At 67.9% G+C, this 17,918-nt stretch carries 19 protein-coding genes; 6 read left to right on the plus strand and 13 right to left on the minus strand.

Annotated features, from left to right (window positions below):
• The first annotated feature begins 230 nt into the window (after window positions 1-230).
• The 6 genes from KXS11_RS08865 (at window position 231) to KXS11_RS08890 (ending at window position 3,926) form a co-directional block, all read left to right on the plus strand.
• A complete protein-coding gene (locus tag KXS11_RS08865) occupies window positions 231-749 on the plus strand; it encodes a DUF2510 domain-containing protein (RefSeq protein WP_437385195.1) in 519 nt (172 codons plus the stop codon).
• A gap of 131 nt (window positions 750-880) precedes the next feature.
• Complete coding sequence (locus tag KXS11_RS08870; RefSeq protein WP_437385196.1) at window positions 881-1,570, plus strand: MmpS family transport accessory protein; 690 nt, start codon at window positions 881-883, stop codon at window positions 1,568-1,570.
• 192 nt (window positions 1,571-1,762) lie between these two features.
• Window positions 1,763-2,578, plus strand: coding sequence for a hypothetical protein (locus KXS11_RS08875; RefSeq protein WP_437385197.1), 816 nt, complete (start codon window positions 1,763-1,765; stop codon window positions 2,576-2,578).
• Window positions 2,579-2,766: 188 nt separating this feature from the next.
• Window positions 2,767-3,264, plus strand: coding sequence for a hypothetical protein (locus tag KXS11_RS08880; RefSeq protein ID WP_437385198.1), 498 nt, complete (start codon window positions 2,767-2,769; stop codon window positions 3,262-3,264).
• A gap of 156 nt (window positions 3,265-3,420) precedes the next feature.
• Window positions 3,421-3,669, plus strand: coding sequence for a type II toxin-antitoxin system Phd/YefM family antitoxin (locus KXS11_RS08885; RefSeq protein ID WP_437385199.1), 249 nt, complete (start codon window positions 3,421-3,423; stop codon window positions 3,667-3,669).
• A complete protein-coding gene (locus tag KXS11_RS08890) occupies window positions 3,666-3,926 on the plus strand; it encodes a type II toxin-antitoxin system RelE family toxin (protein WP_437385200.1) in 261 nt (86 codons plus the stop codon). Before KXS11_RS08885 ends, KXS11_RS08890 begins: the two co-directional genes overlap by 4 nt.
• Before the next feature lie 67 nt (window positions 3,927-3,993).
• Here the strand turns inward: KXS11_RS08890 and KXS11_RS08895 are convergent, their stop codons facing one another.
• The 13 genes from KXS11_RS08895 to KXS11_RS08955 form a co-directional block, all read right to left on the minus strand.
• Window positions 3,994-5,199, minus strand: a complete 1,206-nt coding sequence (locus KXS11_RS08895) for an acyl-CoA dehydrogenase family protein (protein ID WP_437385201.1) — start codon at window positions 5,197-5,199, stop codon at window positions 3,994-3,996.
• A complete protein-coding gene (locus KXS11_RS08900) occupies window positions 5,196-6,416 on the minus strand; it encodes an acyl-CoA dehydrogenase family protein (RefSeq protein WP_437385202.1) in 1,221 nt (406 codons plus the stop codon). The genes KXS11_RS08895 and KXS11_RS08900 overlap by 4 nt, the downstream gene beginning before the upstream one ends.
• Window positions 6,413-7,078 carry a methionine ABC transporter permease gene (locus KXS11_RS08905; RefSeq protein ID WP_437385203.1) on the minus strand — a complete coding sequence of 222 codons (666 nt, stop codon included), beginning with the start codon at window positions 7,076-7,078 and terminating at the stop codon, window positions 6,413-6,415. Before KXS11_RS08905 ends, KXS11_RS08900 begins: the two co-directional genes overlap by 4 nt.
• Window positions 7,071-8,150, minus strand: coding sequence for a methionine ABC transporter ATP-binding protein (locus KXS11_RS08910; RefSeq protein ID WP_437385204.1), 1,080 nt, complete (start codon window positions 8,148-8,150; stop codon window positions 7,071-7,073). The genes KXS11_RS08905 and KXS11_RS08910 overlap by 8 nt, the downstream gene beginning before the upstream one ends.
• 163 nt (window positions 8,151-8,313) lie before the next feature.
• Window positions 8,314-9,306 (minus strand): MetQ/NlpA family ABC transporter substrate-binding protein, encoded by a 993-nt coding sequence (locus KXS11_RS08915; RefSeq protein WP_437385205.1) that lies wholly within the window; start codon window positions 9,304-9,306, stop codon window positions 8,314-8,316.
• 261 nt (window positions 9,307-9,567) lie between these two features.
• Complete coding sequence (locus tag KXS11_RS08920) at window positions 9,568-10,491, minus strand: hypothetical protein (protein ID WP_437385207.1); 924 nt, start codon at window positions 10,489-10,491, stop codon at window positions 9,568-9,570.
• The gene (locus tag KXS11_RS08925) at window positions 10,488-10,841 is read right to left on the minus strand and encodes a hypothetical protein (RefSeq protein ID WP_437385208.1); all 354 of its coding nucleotides are present in this window, start codon (window positions 10,839-10,841) and stop codon (window positions 10,488-10,490) included. The genes KXS11_RS08920 and KXS11_RS08925 overlap by 4 nt, the downstream gene beginning before the upstream one ends.
• A gap of 57 nt (window positions 10,842-10,898) precedes the next feature.
• Window positions 10,899-12,290, minus strand: coding sequence for an NtaA/DmoA family FMN-dependent monooxygenase (locus tag KXS11_RS08930; RefSeq protein WP_437385209.1), 1,392 nt, complete (start codon window positions 12,288-12,290; stop codon window positions 10,899-10,901).
• A gap of 82 nt (window positions 12,291-12,372) precedes the next feature.
• Window positions 12,373-13,122, minus strand: a complete 750-nt coding sequence (locus KXS11_RS08935; protein ID WP_437385210.1) for an ABC transporter ATP-binding protein — start codon at window positions 13,120-13,122, stop codon at window positions 12,373-12,375.
• Window positions 13,115-14,002, minus strand: a complete 888-nt coding sequence (locus KXS11_RS08940) for an ATP-binding cassette domain-containing protein (RefSeq protein ID WP_437385211.1) — start codon at window positions 14,000-14,002, stop codon at window positions 13,115-13,117. Before KXS11_RS08940 ends, KXS11_RS08935 begins: the two co-directional genes overlap by 8 nt.
• Window positions 13,999-14,958 (minus strand): ABC transporter permease, encoded by a 960-nt coding sequence (locus KXS11_RS08945; protein WP_437385212.1) that lies wholly within the window; start codon window positions 14,956-14,958, stop codon window positions 13,999-14,001. Before KXS11_RS08945 ends, KXS11_RS08940 begins: the two co-directional genes overlap by 4 nt.
• Window positions 14,955-15,980, minus strand: coding sequence for an ABC transporter permease (locus tag KXS11_RS08950; RefSeq protein WP_437385213.1), 1,026 nt, complete (start codon window positions 15,978-15,980; stop codon window positions 14,955-14,957). Before KXS11_RS08950 ends, KXS11_RS08945 begins: the two co-directional genes overlap by 4 nt.
• A 3-nt stretch (window positions 15,981-15,983) precedes the next feature.
• Window positions 15,984-17,582 carry an ABC transporter substrate-binding protein gene (locus tag KXS11_RS08955; protein ID WP_437385214.1) on the minus strand — a complete coding sequence of 533 codons (1,599 nt, stop codon included), beginning with the start codon at window positions 17,580-17,582 and terminating at the stop codon, window positions 15,984-15,986.
• Window positions 17,583-17,918 lie beyond the last annotated feature (336 nt).

Raw genomic sequence — 17,918 nt, forward strand, 5'->3', positions numbered from 1 at the left:
CGCTCAGCGACGGACGAACCCGTGCAGATGGGCCGCTTCATCGCTGCGGGATCGATGTAGGGACAACCCGAATACACGAATTCAGTCGGGTGCCCTACATTGAAGAGGTTGTCCCCCACGTTGCGGACAACGGACTGATGTCACCGGGGCCCAACGGCGTGATCCCCAACTCCGTCCCACGCCCGCCGACTCTCTCGTCCGGGCTCCTGCTGCCCTTCCGAAAGACTCCCATGACACACATCCCGCAGCCGCCTGCCCACATCCCGGCCGGCTGGTACCAGCACCCGAACGACCCGACGCAACAGCAGTTCTGGGACGGCTCGGCGTGGACGGCGGCGGTCGCACCACGCACGGACATCGCCGCACGCACCGACATCGTTCCATTCACCCCCACCAGCGCACCCGCATCCAACATTGCGCCGAACGCGCCGGTCGCCTACCAGCAACCGTCGCCCTACGTGCAGACGCCGTACGGCGGCATCCCCTACGCACGCCCCCTCAAGGAGAGCGGCACCGCATACCTCCTCGCGATCCTGCTCGGCGGCGTCGGCGCCCACCAGTTCTACCTCGGGAACGTCGGCGCCGGCATCGGGTTCATCGCCCTGTGGTGGGGTGGCTGGGCACTGAGCTTCATCGGCATCGGCTTCCTCGCGATTCTCGCCGCGGTCATCTGGTGGATCGTCGACCTCTGCACCATGCAGTCGCAGGTCGACACCGCGAACCGACGCCTCATCACCGGGACGTACTGACCCGCCCACAACCACTCGCCACCGATTTCCATCGGCGGCGCAGAAACGCCCCCTGCCCGCTCCTTCCCTTCCGAACCACCGGTCGAGCCGCGAACGAACGCACCGACACCACACCGCAGAAAGGCACACCCATGTCCTACCCGAACCAGCCTCCCGCCCCTCAGCAGCCCTACGCGCAGCAGATGCCGCCAGCACCGAAGAGTGGCAACGGCCTCGGTCTCGCGGCGCTCATCATCGGTGTGGTCGCGTTCGTGGGCGCGTTCATCCCGTTCGTGAACTTCGTCTCCGGTTTCCTCGCGTTCGTCGGCCTCGTGCTCGGCGTCATCGCCATCTTCCTCAAGGGCAGGTCGAAGGGCCTCGCGATCGCCGGCGCCGCGATCTCCTTCGTCGCGATGATCCTCAGCATCATCCTCGCCATCACCTACACCGCGGGCTTCGCGGGTGCGGTCAGCGAGGGCATCAAGACAGCGCAGGCCGAGGCTTCCGTCGAAGCCGACCGCGACGTCACCGTGCTCTACGAGGTCACGGGCGCGTCCACCGCGTCGTCGATCACGTACGCGACGTTCACCGACGGCAACAGCGGCACCGAACAGGCCAATGACCAGGTGCTGCCCTTCACGAAGGAGCTCACCATCAAGGCCGGCGGCGCGTTCGACTACAGCTCGTTCTACCTGCTGGCGATGAACGGTGCGGACGACGCCGGCGACATCTCCTGCAAGATCACCGTCGACGGCCAGGTCGTCGCCGAGCAGACCTCGACCGGCGCCTACGCATCAGCGTCCTGCTCCGCGTCGAGCATGGACCTCGAAGACTCCGAGTAACGACGTTCCTGCGCAACAGCAGACACAGCGCGAACGCTCCGTCGATCTCTCACAATCGGCGGGGCGTTCGTCTCGAACACGATTGCGGCGGGTACGGCGGCGGACAGAAGGACCATCACCAACCCCAGCACCGCTACTGTTCAGAGCCAACGACCCTCTCAGCCGCCGCAGCACACAACCGGAGAATGAGCGATGAACCTGATCGAAACCTTGTGGACGAACTACATCGCGTGGGCCTCGACATGGACCGAGTCCTGGTTGAAGGACCTCCTGTGGCCAGCGGTGGTGGTCATCGCACTCATCCTGTTCCGCAAGCCCATCAGCTCGTTCATCGACGAGATCTCAGAACTCGGGTTGTGGGGAGCGAGTGCGAAACGCAGAGGCGATAGAGCCGCCGAGAAGCTGCGCGAAAGACAGGAACAGAACCTCACGTCCGAGGAGACCGACGACTCCCCCTCTCCGAGCGACCTCGACGAAGCAGGCGAGTCGAACTCAGAAGCTGACGCAACAGCAGACACCCAGAGCACCGCGGAAGAGACAGCGCCCGGCGCACCCGAAACCGACGACGCTCACAGGCAGCCAGCGCAGCTCGTCGAATTCATCGAGTTCTACCGGTCGATCTCCCTGCTGCAGCTGCGGGGCAACCGGAAGAACACCGCATCGACCACCTCGACCCGTGTGGCTCGGGAGGTCGTTCGCAGCACCTACAGCGACTATCTCGCGGTTGTCCGTGTCATCGCATTCTGGATCCAGGGATCGTCTGCCGTCAGCGGATCCCGCGGACGGAAGGCGAACTCCCATGTCACGCTGCAGCGGATCGGGGCGCCGTCAGAGCTCATCGAGGCGACGGTGACCCTGCGAACCTTCGCTGTGGACGTCGCGGACGGTACGGTCACCCTCACCGGCGACGGCGCCAGGAGCTACGTCGACACAGTCGACGGTGCGATGGTCGACCTATTCACCTGGGCGAAGCAGGTGGCGGAGGAACGCGCGGCAGTCACGAGCTGACCTGGTCACCGAGCGCAACAGGAGGTCATCGCGAAGCCCGGCCGCCGAGCCGACCGCGTCGGGCTCCGCGGTTTCCTTGAGATCCGACACCACGCGGTCGAGCAGCACGTCCCACTCCGACGCGGGAATCGTCAGGACCCGTTGGGCCAGTTCGGCGAGCGCCGCACGCGGCTCGGTAGGGTGGCCGGATGTCGGACGCACGTCGAACGGAACTGCGGCGCCGCTATCTGAGCCTCGGGCTCGGCGAGCTGGTCGCCGCGGCGGTGTTCGCCGGGTTCGCCGCCCTGGTCCTCACACCACGGCTCGACGGCACACGGGAGTTGCTGTCCCTCTGGTCCGCGCTCACGCCCCTGCTCATCGTCCTCGTCCAGGCAGGCGTCTACTGGCTCCTCGCCCGGGGCTGGGTCGAACGGGCCACGATGCCACCGACCCTCGCCAGCGTCTACCGCGCGTTCCGGGTGCTGAACGTCGCGATCCTCGCCGCCGGGTTGATCGGCGTCGTCGTCTGGTTCCCCGAGCAACCACTGATCGCTGCCCTCACCGTGTTCGTGTGGGCGTTCGGCGTGGTCGAATACGTCAACTACTTCGCCGTACGCCTCGCCTACCCCGCGGGCGCCTGGCTGCGCCGGGTCGGGACGTGGCAGACGCCGCGCCTCGTGCAGGACCTCCGTTCCGCCGGCCAGTAAGCCGTGCCGGGCGTGCCGAGGAGCCACCGTGACAGACGGTTCCTGAGTTCGCCAAACGGCACCGACTGAGGTTTTCCACAGCCCGAAACGGCGTACGCGCGACTCACGTAGGCTTGCTCGATGTACAAAACAGCGCCCCAAACGTACACTTTCGACATGTCGACGTTCAACCTCAGCGATGCTCGCGCGAACTTCTCGGATCTGATCAAGCAGTCGCGGACCGAGGCCGTCTTCGTCGAACGGCGAGGTCACACCGAAGCCGTGATTATCAGTCCAGAGCAGTACGAACGCATGATGGAGGCGCTCGAAGCTGCTGAGGACGTCCGGAACTTCGACGCCGCCATGGCCGAAGAGGGAGAGAACGTCCCCTGGGCACAGGCGAAAGCCGACCTCGGCTGGGCATGAGTCGCTACCGCATCGAGCTGCGGCCCGCAGCCCTGAAGGCCCTCCGCAGAATCGACCGTCAGGACGAGAGTCGCATCCGCGCAGCGATCGCCCTCCTCGGCGAGGAGCCGCGTCCCCCGGGAGCACGGGCGCTCCAAGGGCGCACCGGGATGCGCGTCCGTGTCGGCAACTACCGGATCATCTACGAGATCAACGACGGCGTGTTGCTCGTCGTGGTCGTCACTGTGGGGTATCGGAGAGACGTGTACAACGCCTGACTGGTCAGCGGCGCGATCCCGGCAGCCGGGGACACCTCGACAAGCTCGGTGACCGGAGACGCCCCGCTCACGCCTCGCCGGTGCTCCACCAGGACTGGATCTTCGTTCCGTTGACGATGTGGTCGCCGACGGCGCGTGCCTTGAAGCGCGCGGGGTTGTGGGAGGCGAGGGTGCGGGCGTTGCGCCAGTGGCGGTCGAGGGCACGCGGAGTCTCCACCGCGCTCGCACCGCCGACCTCGAACAGAGCCGTCGCCGCGTCGAGCACCGCCGGGAGGATGACGAGCTGCGCACGGGTCGTCGCGAGTTCGACGTCGGCGACCGACCACTCGACCTCCTCCGCAGACGCGTCACCGAGCACCGCCGCACTCGAGCGGCCGAGCGCGGCAACCGCTGCCGCGAACGCCGAGTCGGCGGCGAACGACTTCGCGGAGAGGTCGCCGACGACCTCCTGCACGATCGGATCCGCGGCCGCCGTCGGCGCCGCACCGTGGCTGTAGTTGCGGGTGCGCGAGCGGACGAACTCCCCCGCGTCGTCGACGATCGCTCGACCCACTCCCGTCACGGCCGCGAGGAGCACCAGCTGCACGAAGGCTCCGGCATGCGAGGGACGCTCCAGTTCCCGCCTGGTCACATCGGCCGGATCGACGACCACGTCGGTGAAGACGGTCGTGCCGCTGCCCGTGAGGCGTTGTCCGAAACCCTTCCAGTCGTCGATGCGTTCCACGCCCGGCGCGTCCGACGGCACGAGCACGGACACGAACTCGCCTTCCTGCTCCGCCGCCACGGCCACGAGGTCGGCGAACAGGGTGCCGGTGCTGTAGAACTTCGTGCCGTTCAGGCGGAGCGAACCGTCGGGGGCCGTCGTCAGCTGCGTCGCCAGGGAACCGACCTTCGCCCCGGAACGCTCATGGCTGGCGTTTCCGATGATCGCTCCACCTGACAGGCGCGCGAGCTTCGCCTCACGCTCGGGCGACTCCGGCGCGTGCACGGTGCGATCGATGTAGGAGAAGTGGGAGCGCAGGAGCTGCGCGAGGTTCGGGTCGCGACGCGCGAGCTCGGCGAGGAGCTCGAAGAGCTCGGCGTGGGAGGCTCCGTCGCCACCGTGGCGCTCGGGCAGCGTGATGCGCGTGAACCCCGACTCCCGGAGGAGGTCGACGGCGGCGAACGGCAGGATGCGCGACTGCTCGCGCGCGATCGCACCCCGTCCGACCTCGTCGAAGACCGCGGTGAAAGGGGTGAGGAGGTCGCGGCTGCTGGTGAGGGCGGTGGTCATGCGGGAGTCTCTTCACGGTTCGAGGTCGAGCGGTCGGACGGGTCCTTCGCGCCCGGCGCCTGCCACTCGGGGAGGGTGCCGTTCAGCTCCCACTGCCCGAGGGCCGCGGCGCGCTGGGCGGCCGGGTTGTGCGACGCGATCGTCCGCACGTTCCGCCAGTGCCGATCGAGTGCGTGCGTGCGGCTCACCGCTGACGCGCCGCCCACCTCGAACAGCCTGCTCAAGGCGTCCAGCACGAGCGGGAACACGGTCTGCTGCAGACGGAACACGTCGAGCAACACCACCCGCGAGCCCTCCTCAGTGCCCGCCGGCGACTCCAGGGCACGCGCACTCGACAGCACGAGCGACCGTGCCGCGTGCGCCGCACTGCTCAACTGACCGACCACCGACTGCACGAGCGGATCCTCACGTGGCAGGTGCTCCCCCGCGAACCCGACGGTCCGCCGGCGCGACTGCACATAGGCGACCGTGTCCTCGAGGGCGCGCTGCGCGATCCCCGCGACGACGCCGAGGAGGATCAACTGCTGCAACGCCCCCGTGTGGTACCAGCCGGCAGCGCCACCCCGCAGCTCGACGACGTCGCGCGGGTCCACCGCCACCCGGTCGAACGTCGTCGTCCCGCTGCCCGTGAGCTGCTGGCCGAACCCGTCCCAGTCGTCCGTCGAACGAGTGCCGGGATCGTGTGCCGACACCGTCAGCCCGATGCGCGCTTCACCGTCGAGCGCCGACAGGTGGATCCAGTCGGCGTAGATGGAACCGGTCGTGTAGTACTTCGTCCCCGTCACGAAGAGGGCGTCGCCGTCACGCTCGAGCGTCGTCTCCAGATGCGCGGTCGCATGCCGCTCGGACTGCGCGTTGCCGACGAAGTCACCGGCCAGCAGACGGTCGAACCACAGCTGCCGATACGCCTCGTCCGGTTCCGCGCGGAGCGCCTCGACGAACAGGATGTGCCCGCGCCACACGTGCCCGAGGCTCGAGTCGGCCGCCGACAGGTCGATCAGCCGCTCGAACACCTGCTCCAGCGTGAGACCCAGACCACCGGACTCGACGGGCACCCGCAGGCCGGCGAACCGCAGGGCCCGCAGTTCGGCGAGCTCGTCGTGGAGCAGACGCCGGTCGGTCTCGCGAGCGGCAGCCCCACCGCGCACCCGTTGCAGGAACTCCGCGAACGCCGTGTCCGAGAACCGGGCGGCTCGTGCGTCCTCCGCCCCGCTCATCGGTGCAGCACCGTCTTCGCGAGCAGGTTGCCGACCCACTGCGCCAGCTGCACGAGCAGGATGAGGGTGATGACGACGAGCCCGACGACGATCCAGTCGAACCGCTGATAGCCGTAGGTCATGGCGAGGTCGCCGAGGCCACCGCCGCCGATCACCCCGGCCACCGCCGTCGCATCGACGAGCGCGACGAGGATGTAGGTGAGCCCGAGGATGAGCGGCCCGAGCGCCTCCGGCACCACGATCGTGAACAGCACGCGTGCGGGACTCGCACCCATTGCCGCGCCGGCCTCGATCGCACCGGGCGACACCGCCACGAGGTTCGACTCGGAGACGCGACCGATGGCGACACTCGCGACGAGGATCAACGGGATCGTCGCCGGCAGGGGCCCCAGCCCCGTGCCGAACACGAGCCGGGTGAGCGGGATGAGCGCGATGGCGACGATGAGGAACGGCACCGGACGGATCACGTTGATGATGAAGTTCAGAACGCCGAAGACGTACCGGTTCTCCAGGAGGTTGCCGCGCCGGCTCGCATAGAGGAGCAGGCCGAGGAGGATGCCGATGACGGTGGCGATCGCGAACGACACCGACACCATGAGGCCGGTCTCGCCGATCGCCTTGAGCAGGCGCGGGAAGAACGCTGCAGGATCGAAATCACGCATTGACGGGCTCCTGTTCAGGGTGGTCGATGTGGTCGGTGCTCGTCGGCGACGGGTCGATCGCGGTGACCGTCGCCGTGGCTCGTAGGCCCTCGATGGCCGCGTCGACCCGGGCGTCGGGGCCGAGGAGTTCCACGGTCAGGCTGCCGAACAGCCGCCCCTGCAACTCGTCGACGCCGCCGAAGACGACGTTGAAGTCGATGTCGTTCTCTCGCGCCACCCGGGAGAGGAACGGGTGGTTGGTGTCGCGGTCCTCCACGTGCAGCTGCACAAGCCGACCGTGGTGGACGGAGCGGATCTTCGTGAGCGCGTCCTCCGACGGGATGTGGTGCAGCACGCTCGACACGAAGCGGCGGGCGACGGCGGTGCGCGGCGCGGAGAACACCTCGTAGACGCTCCCCTGCTCCACCACCTCGCCGTTCTCCATCACGGCCACACGGTCGGCGATCTCGCGGATCACGTCGATCTCGTGGGTGACGAGCAGGATCGTGATCCCGTACTCCTCGTTCACCCGCTTCAACAGTTCGAGCACCTCTCCGGTGGTCTGCGGGTCGAGTGCGCTCGTGGCCTCGTCGGAGATGAGGATCTCAGGCCTCGTGGCGAGCGCGCGAGCGATGCCGACGCGCTGCTTCTGCCCGCCCGAGAGCTGCGAGGGGTAGGAGAGCGCCTTGTCGCTGAGTCCGACGAAGGCGAGCAGTTCCTCCACCCGGTCGACGATCTCGGCGTCCGACAGTTTCGCGAGCTTCAACGGGTAGGCGATGTTCTTGTACACGTTGCGCGATTCGAGCAGGTTGAACTGCTGGAAGATCATCCCGATCCGCTGACGCGCGGCGTACAACTCTCTGCCGGCGAGCGCCGAGATCTCGCGCCCCTCGACGACCACGCGACCGGTGGTCGGCCGTTCGAGCGCGTTCACGGTGCGCAGCAGGGTGGACTTCCCGGCGCCGGAGAACCCGACGATGCCGAAGATCTCCCCGCGTTCGACGGTGAGGTCGACGTTCCGGAGCGCCTCGAAGCTGCGTCCCTTCACGGTGAACGTCTTGCTGACGTCCTCGAAGGCTACTGCTGTGGTCATCACGTGCTCCTCATGACGGTCGCGCTCTGCGTCGAGCGCTGCTGGGTTCAGGGGCTGCTGGAGTTCAGGGGCGGTCGGGCCGGGCCCGGCTCACAGCGGAGGGCTGCCGGGATGGTGATCCGCGGCAGCCCCTGCGCCGGTGGTGGCGTGCGCCACCGAGGCGTTACTTCGCTTCGTCCTGCAGCTCGGCGAGCTTGTCCCGGAGGTCCTTCACGGGCACCTTCACGAGGATCGAGTTGCCGGCGAACTCGTCGTCGAGGGCCTTCTCGACGCGCGGGTCGGCGTAGGCCTCTTCGAGGATCTTCCAGGCCGGGTTGTCCTTGTTGTCCTCGCGGGTGGCGATGACATTGACGTAGGGCAGGTTCTTCGCGTCGAGCGAGTCGTCGAGGAAGAGCGCGTCGTCCTTCGTGATGCCCTGGCTCGGGTCGAAGTAGGAGGTGCCGACGACGACGGCTGCGAGCGACGGGTCGTCGAACTGCTGCACGATGCTCGTGGCGGGCAGCGGAACGAACTGGATGTTCTTCGGGTTGCTGGTGACGTCCTCCACGGTGGGGAAGTTGCCGGCGTCGTCCGCGATCTCGAGGAGACCGGCGGCAGCGAGGATGTTGAGGGCGCGACCGCCGTTGGACGGGTCGTCGGGGATGGCGATGCGGGCGCCGTCGGCGAGGTCCTGCACATCGGTGAGCGTCTTCGAGAAGATGCCCCACTGGGTGATGACGGTGGAGAACACCGGGGTGAGGTCGGCGTCGTTCTCGGCGTTGAAGGCCGACAGGTAGAGGATGTGCTGGAACGCGTTGGCGTCGACGGTGCCCGCGACGAGCTCGGTGTTCGGGAGCACCCAGTCCTTCACGTTCACCCACTCGACGTCGAGGCCCTTCTCGGCTGCGACCTCCTTCACGGCGTCCTGGAACTGCGTGTCCTCGGAGACGGCGATCTTCACGCTCAGGCGCTCAGCCGGCGCCGCGGACCCTCCGGCAGCTTCGGCGGAGCTGTTCTGGCTGCCGACGACGACGGACACGACGACCGCGATCGCTGCGACGGCGACGACCGCGATGGCGCCGATGACGATGTTGCGGCGCTTCTTCTTGCCCGAGGCGAGCGATGCGCGCAGCTCGCTCTGCTCGGGGTTCGGTCCGGGTCCTGTGCTGTCGCTCATGGTCGTCATCCTCTGGGTCGCTTCGATGTGGTGCGGCGCTGATCCACGCCTGGATGACAGTTTGGGCAAACTCCCGGTCAGCGCCACATCGTGTTACCGAAGGCGGTCACAGAGCGAGACATCTCGTAACGTGCTGCGGCGGAGGAGCCGTTCTGCCTAGGATTCTCCGCCCACCGTGACACTGTCGGTGACGACCGTTCGCGACTGATGCCAGTGAGCGAGCAGAGCGGGACCTGAGCACCTCGACCCCGTAAGCGACCCTTACTGGTCGGTCGGCGTCGGTGAGCCACTTCTTGCGTTGATCCAGACTGGAGCAGGGGAGGAACGTTGCGCGCTGCCCGTGCGCTCCGCTCGGCGCTCCTGCGCACGCGGAAGGTGCGAGTGAGAGGCCTTCACGACGTCGGTCAGCGCGGCAAGGAGACGAGACCTTCCGAGTTTCTGCAGGCTCCGGACATCGAAGTCGCTGGCGCGCTCGCTTTCGAAGACGATGAGGCCGATCTTCTCGCGACCCGAATCGAGGCGCTTCGCGAGAATACTGCGTGAGAACATGCTCAGGAGCCGAGCCTCCGCTGCGGTGAACTGCGATTCCGCGACCAGTTCGGCTTCCCATTCCGCGCGGCTGCCGCTGTTGAAGCTCGCCAAGGACGATCCGGACTGCCAGGCGCGTCCGATGTGACCCTTGTGCAGAGGATAGGAACGCCGCCCGCGCTTCTCGAGTTCTGGGTTGCGAGATACCCGCGCTTGGAGTACGAACTCGTCGTTCTCGACGGAGTATACGGACACACGGGTGTCAGCGCGCTCGTCGCCGGCCACATGCTCGCACAGCTGCGAGGCAAGTTCGTCGATCGCCCCTTGGAGGGATTGACGATAGAGAGAGATGTCCTGCTCGGCCGACGCGAGCTGCCGCGAGAGCTGGGCGTAGGTCGGTTTCAAAAAAGTGAATCGCCCGATGACCAGCACGCCTCCAGCCAGGCCGGCGCCAATCCACCACAGGAGGCCTGGCCACGCGCTCGCTTCAGCGATGGTCTGCATAGATCCGACGGTGACGAGCACGGATGTCGCCCCGACCAGGATGACTTGAGCGCTATCGCGAAGTGATTTCAGGAACCAGTGCGTCCGAACCACCCCCGCTGAGATGTGCTGCGGGGACACCACCACGGCTCGAGCGCGCTCGGCTTCCCTCATGCCCCAACGAGTTGTGAACTGAGGCGGACGAGCGCTGGATGCGCGCCAGCGGTGTCGCCTCGCGCGTGCGACAACGCTTCCTCGAGAACATCGTCGGCCCGTTGTTCGACGAACTCAGGATTCATGCCCTCGATCCTCAGCCCAAGTCGAATGGTGGACGAGTGTTCGTCGGCCTGAACAAAGTACGCCGTCATCGCTGGCATCTCCAGGAGCGCGACGCGAACGCCCTCTTCGAATCGCTCCGCGAACTCGCCGACGTTCCGCGAGTCGACGGATTCCACGGTGAACGCCGTGATGATCTCGATTGCCACTGGTGCCGCTCGCTTTCTTGGAGAGTTCGCGTTCGTCACGATGCTATCCGAAGAGGGATCGCTGACGTCGAGGTTGTCCACATCCCGGCGACGGACCTACCAGCGGTACCCGGCGGCGGGGTGACTGGCGTGGGCTCGCGCCCCGCTGCCGAAGTTCTCACGCAGCGTCCCCTGTGGGGCGTCCTCGCGGTACACACCGCGCTTGATGAGCCGCGGCACGATGTGCTCGGCGAACTCCTCGAGCGACCCCGGCGACAGGTAGCTGCGGAGCACGAGGCCGTCGACGCCCGAGTCGCCCGCGTAGGCCGTGATACGGTCGGCGACGTCGTCGGGCGTGCCGATGAACACCGTCGGGTTGTCGCCGGCCAACGACCGCATCGACTCCCTCACCTGCCCCGCGGTCGGCACCCCACCGGCGCGCGCTGCGCGATCGGAGACCCCGGACTGCGTGTGGTCGGTGCTGGAACGGTTGATCGGCTCGTGATCGGCGTACTTCGACAGGTCGACGCCGGTCCACCCGGCGAACGCCGCGACCCTGGCCTCGAACCCCGAGTCGTGGATGTCCTGCAGCCGGTCGTACTTCTCCTGCACCTCGATCGCGGTGCGCGCCGTCACGAGCGAGAACGCGCCGAGGAAGCTCAACTCATCGGTGTCGCGGCCGTTCGCCACGGCCTGTCGACGGATGTCCGCAGCACCCTCACGCATCGACTCCGCCGACTGGCTCCCCGCGAACACGACCTCGGCGTGCTTCGCCGCGAAGCGCTTCCCCCGGGGCGACCAGCCGGCCTGGAACAGCACCGGCGTGCGCTGCGGCGACGGATGCGACAGGTGCGGACCCTTCACGCGGTACGCGTCCCCCACATGGTCGATCGTCCGGACACGATCGGCCCGAGCGAACAGCCCCGACGCCTTGTCGCCCACGTACGCGTCGTCGGCCCAACTGCCCTCCCACAGCTTGTAGGCGACGTCCAGGAACTCGTCCGCCCGGTCGTACCGGCTGTCGTGCTCGAGCATCTTGTCGAGCCCGAAGTTCGCCGCGGCGTTCGGGAGGTACGAGGTGACGACGTTCCACCCGATACGGCCCTCCGAGAGGTGGTCGAGGGTGCTGAAGCGACGCGCATGCGAGAAGGGGTGCTCGTACGTGGTCGACGCCGTGACGGCGACGCCCAGACGGCTCGTCGTCGCGAGGATCGCCGGCACGATGCTCAACGGGTCGTGCGCCGGCAACTCCTTCCCCGTCTCGATCGCGATGGCGGCGGAGTCCTGGTAGACGTCCGTCATGCCGAGCACGTCGCCGAAGAACAGCAGGTCGAGGTTCGACTCCTCGGCGACGCGGGCGAGGTTCAGCCAGAACGGGAAGCCCGTCGACTCGAGTCGGTCGTCGGTGTGGTCCCGCCAGAGCACGGTCGAGCCGTAGCTGAGGCCGACGCAGGCCTGCTCGTACAGGCCGAACTTCAGTGGGCGGATGGGGGTGGATGTGGCGCTCACGGCGACGTGTTCCTGTCTGGTCGGTGGGGGTGCAGCGTGGTGCGAGGACGGTGATGGGTTCTGGGCCAGGACATCGCGCGGTTCAGTCGAGCAGCAGTTCGGCGACCGAATCGCGCAGACGCCGGGTGTACTCGTGCTGCGGGTCGTCGATGATCTGCGAGCGCGAACCGGATTCGACGATCTCACCCTGTCGCAGCACGTGCACCGTGTCGCACAGGCGGTCGATGATCGCGAGGTTGTGGGAGATGAGCACGTAGCCGAGCTGTTCATCTGTGGCGAGCGCCTCGATCAGATCGACGATGTGCGCCTGGGTGGTCGGGTCCAGCGCGCTCGTGGGTTCGTCGAGCACGAGGACGGACGGCCCGACGGCCAGCGCCCGCGCGATCGACACCCGTTGCCGCTGCCCACCCGACAGTTCGGACGGGCGTCGCTCGGCGAACTGCGGGTCCAGTTCGACGAGGCGGAGCAGCTCGTCGACGGTCCGGGTCTGCGCGGTGCCGAACCGTCGGGCGGCGGTGAGGCCGTCGGCGAGCGAGGCACCGACGAGTCGGCGTGGGTTCAGGGTCTCCGCGCCCTCCTGGAACACGGGCTGCACGGCGGCACGGAAACGCCGCTTTCTGGCGCGGTCGAGGTCGGTGAGCGAGGTGCCCTCGAAGGACACCGTCCCGGCGGTCGGACGGACGAGTCCGAGCAGCGCCCGGCCGATCGTCGTCTTCCCCGAGCCGCTCTCCCCGATGAGGCCGATCCGTTCTCCGGGCTCGATGCGCAGGTCGATGCCGTGCAGCACCTCGGTGCCGCGGTAGCTGATGCGCAAGCCGTCGATCTCAAGCATGAGCTGCACTCCCGTCGATGCTCGGCCGACGCTCGCGCAGCCGGGGGACGGCGGCGATCAGTTCGCGCGTGTACGGTTCGGTGCTCGTGCGGAGCAGTTCGAGTGTCGGCCCCGCTTCGATCACCCGGCCGGTCTGCAGGATGATGACGCGGTCGGCGAGGTGCGACACCATCGCGAGGTCATGCGAGACGAGGAGCAGCGACAGCCCGGTCCGGTCGCGGAGTTCGGCGAGCAGCTCGGTGATCTCGGCCTGGTGGATCATGTCGAGAGCGCTCGTCGGCTCGTCTGCGACGATGAGGTCCACCCCGAGGGACAGGATGAGCGCGATGGAGAAGCGCTGCGCCTGCCCGCCGGAGATCTGATGCGGATACCGCGAGAGGATGCCCTCGTCGAGGCCCACCTGCGCCAGCGACGTGCGTGGATCCACCGCGGCATCGCGCGATCCGAAGCGACGCCGCCCGCCGAGTGCTCCCTGCGCATGGCGTCGGTGCACGTGACGGAAGATCGTCCCGAGCGTCATCACCGGATTCAGGGCGGCCACCGGGTTCTGCATGATCAACCCGACACGGCGCCCGAGCACCGTCGCCAGCCTCGCATGTCCGGTCCCGATCGCGTCGACGCCGAAGAGCGATGCGCGGCCGGAGGCCACCGCCGTCCTGGGCAGCAGGCCGAGGACGGCGTTCAACAGCGTGGTCTTGCCCGACCCGCTCTCGCCGACGATCGCGACGCACTCGCCGGCGTCGACGTGGAGCCGCGGGATCGAGACGGCGAGCACCCCGGTGGCGAGGTCGCCGCCGTAGGAGACGCGCAGGTCCTCGACGTCGAGCGGACGCACGGGCATGGCTTCGACGCGCGTCGTGTCGGTTCCCGCCGCCGTCATGCGCCGCGTCCTTCCGCGATCCGCAACCGGAGTCGTTCGCCGAGGACGCTGAAGGCGAAGGCGGTGAGCAGCACGACGACGCCGGGCACGACGGCGAGCCACCACTGCGCGTTCAGATACGACTGCCCCTGGAAGATCATGAGGCCCCATTCGGCCGTCGGCTCCTTCACCCCGATGCCGAGGTAGGAGAGCGAGGCGACGGCGAGGATGATGGTGCCGGCGTCGAGCGAGAGCTGCACGATCACGGGTGGCAGGGAGTTCGGGAGGACGTGCGAGAACACGATCTTGTGCCAGGGCTCGCCGAGGCAGGTGGCGGCTTCCACGTAGCCGCGACTGCGCACGGAGGCGGCCATCGCGGCCGCGGTTCGTGCGTACCAGGGCCACCAGGCGATCGACAGTGCGACGATGACGGTCACGAGCCCGGCCTGCATGATGCTGACGAGGACCACGGTGAGGAGCAGCGTCGGGAACGCCAGGAAGACGTCCGTGACGCGCATGATGATCTGCTTCGCGACCCCGCCGAGGTATCCCGCGATGGTCCCGAGGGTGACGCCGACGACGGCCGATCCGATGAGCACCCCGATGACGATGAGCACCGAGGTGCGGGCGCCGAAGATCACTCGCGTCAGGACGTCGCGGCCGACGACGTCGGTGCCGAACCAGTGCGCGGCGCTCGGGGGAAGCAGCGCCTCGTTCGGATGCGTCGCGGATGCGCCGTCCGCCGGGTAGGGCGAGATCCAGGGTGCGAACACGCCTGCCAGCACGACGACGGCGAGGACCACGATGCTCGCGACAGCGACCGCGTCGGGACGGGCGACCGCCGTTCGGAGACGCACCGTGCGTGCCACCCATCGCGGCGAGCGCGCCGGCAGCCCACCTGTTGCGACATCGGCCACCGGCGTCGTCCGTGCGACCGTATCCGGTCCGGTGCGCTCGCTCTCGGTCGTCGTGCTCATGCGAGGCTCACTCTCGGGTCGACGGCCGCCTGGACGAGGTCGGCGACGAGGTTGATGAGGACGTAGGCGACACCCACCACGAGGGTGACGCCGACGACGGCCGCGGTGTCGATCGCCCGGATCGCCGCGAAGATGTAGGAGCCGAGGCCCGGCCAGTTGAACACGGCCTCGGTGAGCGCGGAGTTGACGAGCGTCGAGGCGAGGACGAGTCCGCTCACCGCGATGAGCGGGGTGAGGGCCGGACGCAGCGCGAACCGTGCGATGAGCTCGTTCTCACCGAAGCCGAGCGCCCGCCCCATCGTGATGTGCGGCAGGCGCATCTGCTCCGACACCGCACCCCGTGTCAGTTGGGCGATGAGGCCGATCGGGTACGCGGCGATGACCACGGCCGGCAGGACCACGTGGAGCCCTGCGCTCTGCAGGACCGCCCAGTTCCCGGTGAGCAGCGCGTCAACGATCGCGACGTTGGTCACCGCGCTCAACGGGTGCTGCTGCTCGACCCGGGAACTGAACTGCCCGGCGACCGGCAGCCACCCGAGCTTGGACGCGAACACGCTCTGCAGCAGGAGCGCCAACCAGAACACGGGGAAGGAGATGGCGAGCACCGAGAACACCTGGATGATCCGGTCGAGGGCTCGGCCGGCGAAGCGCACCGACACGAGCCCGAGGAGCACCCCGCCCGGCACGGCGATGAGCATCGCCACGAGCGAGAGACCGAGCGAGGCGGGGAGCGCCCGCGCGAGGTCGTTCGCGATCGGCTGCCGGGTGCTGATGCTCACGCCGAGGTCGCCGCGGAACGCGTCGCCCACGTAATGGAAGAGCTGCTGGAACAGACCGTCGTTCAACCCGAACTGCTCCCGCACCTGGGCGAGCTGCGCCTCCGTCGCGCGTTCGCCCGCGTAGACGACCGCGGGGTCTCCGGGGAGGACCCGCACCATGAGGAAGGTGAGGATCACGACTCCGAGGACCACGACGGCTGCCTGCGCGAGGCGCGCGAGGACCTGCGTGCTGCGACGCGACATCGCCTACTGCGCGCCCGAGCTGAGCTGGTACACGAACACGACGTTGGCGTACGGCAGATTGTCGACGTACCCGGTGATCCCGTCGGCGAGCACGCGCTGGCTGTTCTGCACGACGACGCCGGTCGTCGCGGCCTCCTCCTGCACCACCTGCCGGTTGAGCTGCTCGTAGAGCGCCTGCAGGGCGTCCGGGTCGGTGGCGCTGAGGCCCTCGATCGTGTCGATCTGCGCGTCGATCGCGTCGTTCTTCAGGTAGCTGTAGTTCGCCCGCGTCGGCTCGGCACTGTGCACGAGGTCGATGAACCAGCTCGAGGAGTCCGGGTAGATCGGCCACCAGTTGCGCAGCGACAGGTCGGGGCGTGCGGACTTGTCCTCGTTGCGGACGGCCGCGATCTTCGCCGGGCCGTCGTAGTACTGGGCGTCGAGCGTGATGTTGAGTTCCGACAGCGTGGAGCTGAGCAGCGTCGCGAACTGCTCGTCGGTGGTGTTCGACGCGCTCGCCGCAAGGTGCAGCGTGAGTGGATCGCCCGACGGACCGTAACCGGCCTCCTCGAGGAGGGCCTTGGCGCCGTCGAGGTCCTTCACGAGTTCGAGCCCCGGCGTGTAGCCCGGCAGCCCCTCGGGGATCAGACCGCTCGCCGGGTTCACCGCGCCGTTCAGCACGGTCGCGAGTTCCTCGGCGTCGATCGACTTCAGGATCGCCTTCCGCACACGGATGTCGGACAGCGGGCCGGTCTCGGTGTTGAGCGCCAGGATCGTGTTCTGGAAGCTCGGCGAACTGACGGCCTGGGCCTTTCCGCTCGCCTCGACCTCGTCGAAGAGCTGCGAGCTCACCTGCTTGATGAAGTCGACCTCACCCTGCTGGAGCAGCTGCCAGGCCGTGGTCTCGGAGGGCACGACCTTGTACTCGACGCGCTGGTACTGGTCGGGCTTCCACCCGCCCCAATAGTCGTCGTAGGCGCTGAGCTTCACCTCGGTGTCGGCGCCCTTCTGGAAGTCGGTGACGGTGTACGGGCCGGTGCCGGCGTCGTTGCCCTCGTTGAACCAGGCGATGAGGTCTCCATCGGTGGCCTCGACGTCGTAGATGTGGGCGGAGAAGCCCGACGCCGCGTGCACCGCGAGCGGCACGGGCTTCGACAGGTGGAAGACGACCTCGGTCGGCGACGGGGTGTCGATCGACGTGACGGCGTCCCACTCGTAGCTCGCCGCCAGGCCGAGTTCCTTCGTGCGCTCGATCGACTCCTTCACCGCGGTGGAGTCGAACGCGCGGCCGGTGTGGAAGGTGACGTCGTCGCGCAGCTGGAACGTCCACGTGAGCTGGTCGTCGCTCGACTCCCACGAGGTGGCGAGCAGGGGGTCGATCTCGTTGGTCTCGGCGTTGTTCACGGTGAGGGTCTCGTACACGTTGTCGAGCACGACGTCCTCGTTGCCGTAATACGACGCGGGGTCCCAGTCGCTGATGAAGGTGGTGTTGCCGGCGTAGACGAAGGTGCCGCCGCCGTCTTCGGCCTGCTCGGCGCTCGCGGCGCAACCGGTCAGCGCCAACACGGCGGTCGAGAGGATGGCAGCGGGCAGGAGCACACGGCTAAACGGCCTGGAGGGCATGGGGGTTCGCTTTCTCGCAAGGGGGAAGACCCACACGGTATTGGCGGCTGCATCCGCGACGGCCACCGTGTGAAGTTCTGTTGCAGGCGAGCAGTCGATGTGACGTTTCATTGCTGGCGGCCTCGTCAGATGGACCGGTGTGGGGCAGACCCCGACGCAGGCGAGGGCAGGCACTCCCCCACTTCATGGGGCGGGCACCGATGCCGACTCAGCCCCAGAGGAGCATGATCGTCCCCACGAGCCCCGAACTCGTCGCAACCCGATCTCGCACTCCACGCCTGCGCCCCGTCTGCTCCGATGCTCCCGGCCCGCAGCCCGCCCCAGCTGTCGAGGCGC

Source organism: Plantibacter flavus (assembly GCF_051487245.1).
Taxonomy (GTDB): Bacteria; Actinomycetota; Actinomycetes; order Actinomycetales; family Microbacteriaceae; genus Plantibacter; species Plantibacter flavus_B.

What these genes read in the sequence shown, in the direction of transcription:
- KXS11_RS08865 (WP_437385195.1), top strand. Translation starts at nt 231, where the DNA reads ATGACACACATCCCGCAGCCGCCTGCCCACATCCCGGCCGGCTGGTAC.
- KXS11_RS08945 (WP_437385212.1), bottom strand. Translation starts at nt 14,958, where the DNA reads ATGAGCACGACGACCGAGAGCGAGCGCACCGGACCGGATACGGTCGCA.
- KXS11_RS08920 (WP_437385207.1), bottom strand. Translation starts at nt 10,491, where the DNA reads ATGAGGGAAGCCGAGCGCGCTCGAGCCGTGGTGGTGTCCCCGCAGCAC.
- KXS11_RS08915 (WP_437385205.1), bottom strand. Translation starts at nt 9,306, where the DNA reads ATGAGCGACAGCACAGGACCCGGACCGAACCCCGAGCAGAGCGAGCTG.
- KXS11_RS08955 (WP_437385214.1), bottom strand. Translation starts at nt 17,582, where the DNA reads ATGCCCTCCAGGCCGTTTAGCCGTGTGCTCCTGCCCGCTGCCATCCTC.
- KXS11_RS08940 (WP_437385211.1), bottom strand. Translation starts at nt 14,002, where the DNA reads ATGACGGCGGCGGGAACCGACACGACGCGCGTCGAAGCCATGCCCGTG.
- KXS11_RS08905 (WP_437385203.1), bottom strand. Translation starts at nt 7,078, where the DNA reads ATGCGTGATTTCGATCCTGCAGCGTTCTTCCCGCGCCTGCTCAAGGCG.
- KXS11_RS08895 (WP_437385201.1), bottom strand. Translation starts at nt 5,199, where the DNA reads ATGACCACCGCCCTCACCAGCAGCCGCGACCTCCTCACCCCTTTCACC.
- KXS11_RS08935 (WP_437385210.1), bottom strand. Translation starts at nt 13,122, where the DNA reads ATGCTTGAGATCGACGGCTTGCGCATCAGCTACCGCGGCACCGAGGTG.
- KXS11_RS08880 (WP_437385198.1), top strand. Translation starts at nt 2,767, where the DNA reads ATGTCGGACGCACGTCGAACGGAACTGCGGCGCCGCTATCTGAGCCTC.
- KXS11_RS08950 (WP_437385213.1), bottom strand. Translation starts at nt 15,980, where the DNA reads ATGTCGCGTCGCAGCACGCAGGTCCTCGCGCGCCTCGCGCAGGCAGCC.
- KXS11_RS08875 (WP_437385197.1), top strand. Translation starts at nt 1,763, where the DNA reads ATGAACCTGATCGAAACCTTGTGGACGAACTACATCGCGTGGGCCTCG.
- KXS11_RS08910 (WP_437385204.1), bottom strand. Translation starts at nt 8,150, where the DNA reads ATGACCACAGCAGTAGCCTTCGAGGACGTCAGCAAGACGTTCACCGTG.
- KXS11_RS08900 (WP_437385202.1), bottom strand. Translation starts at nt 6,416, where the DNA reads ATGAGCGGGGCGGAGGACGCACGAGCCGCCCGGTTCTCGGACACGGCG.
- KXS11_RS08885 (WP_437385199.1), top strand. Translation starts at nt 3,421, where the DNA reads ATGTCGACGTTCAACCTCAGCGATGCTCGCGCGAACTTCTCGGATCTG.
- KXS11_RS08890 (WP_437385200.1), top strand. Translation starts at nt 3,666, where the DNA reads ATGAGTCGCTACCGCATCGAGCTGCGGCCCGCAGCCCTGAAGGCCCTC.
- KXS11_RS08870 (WP_437385196.1), top strand. Translation starts at nt 881, where the DNA reads ATGTCCTACCCGAACCAGCCTCCCGCCCCTCAGCAGCCCTACGCGCAG.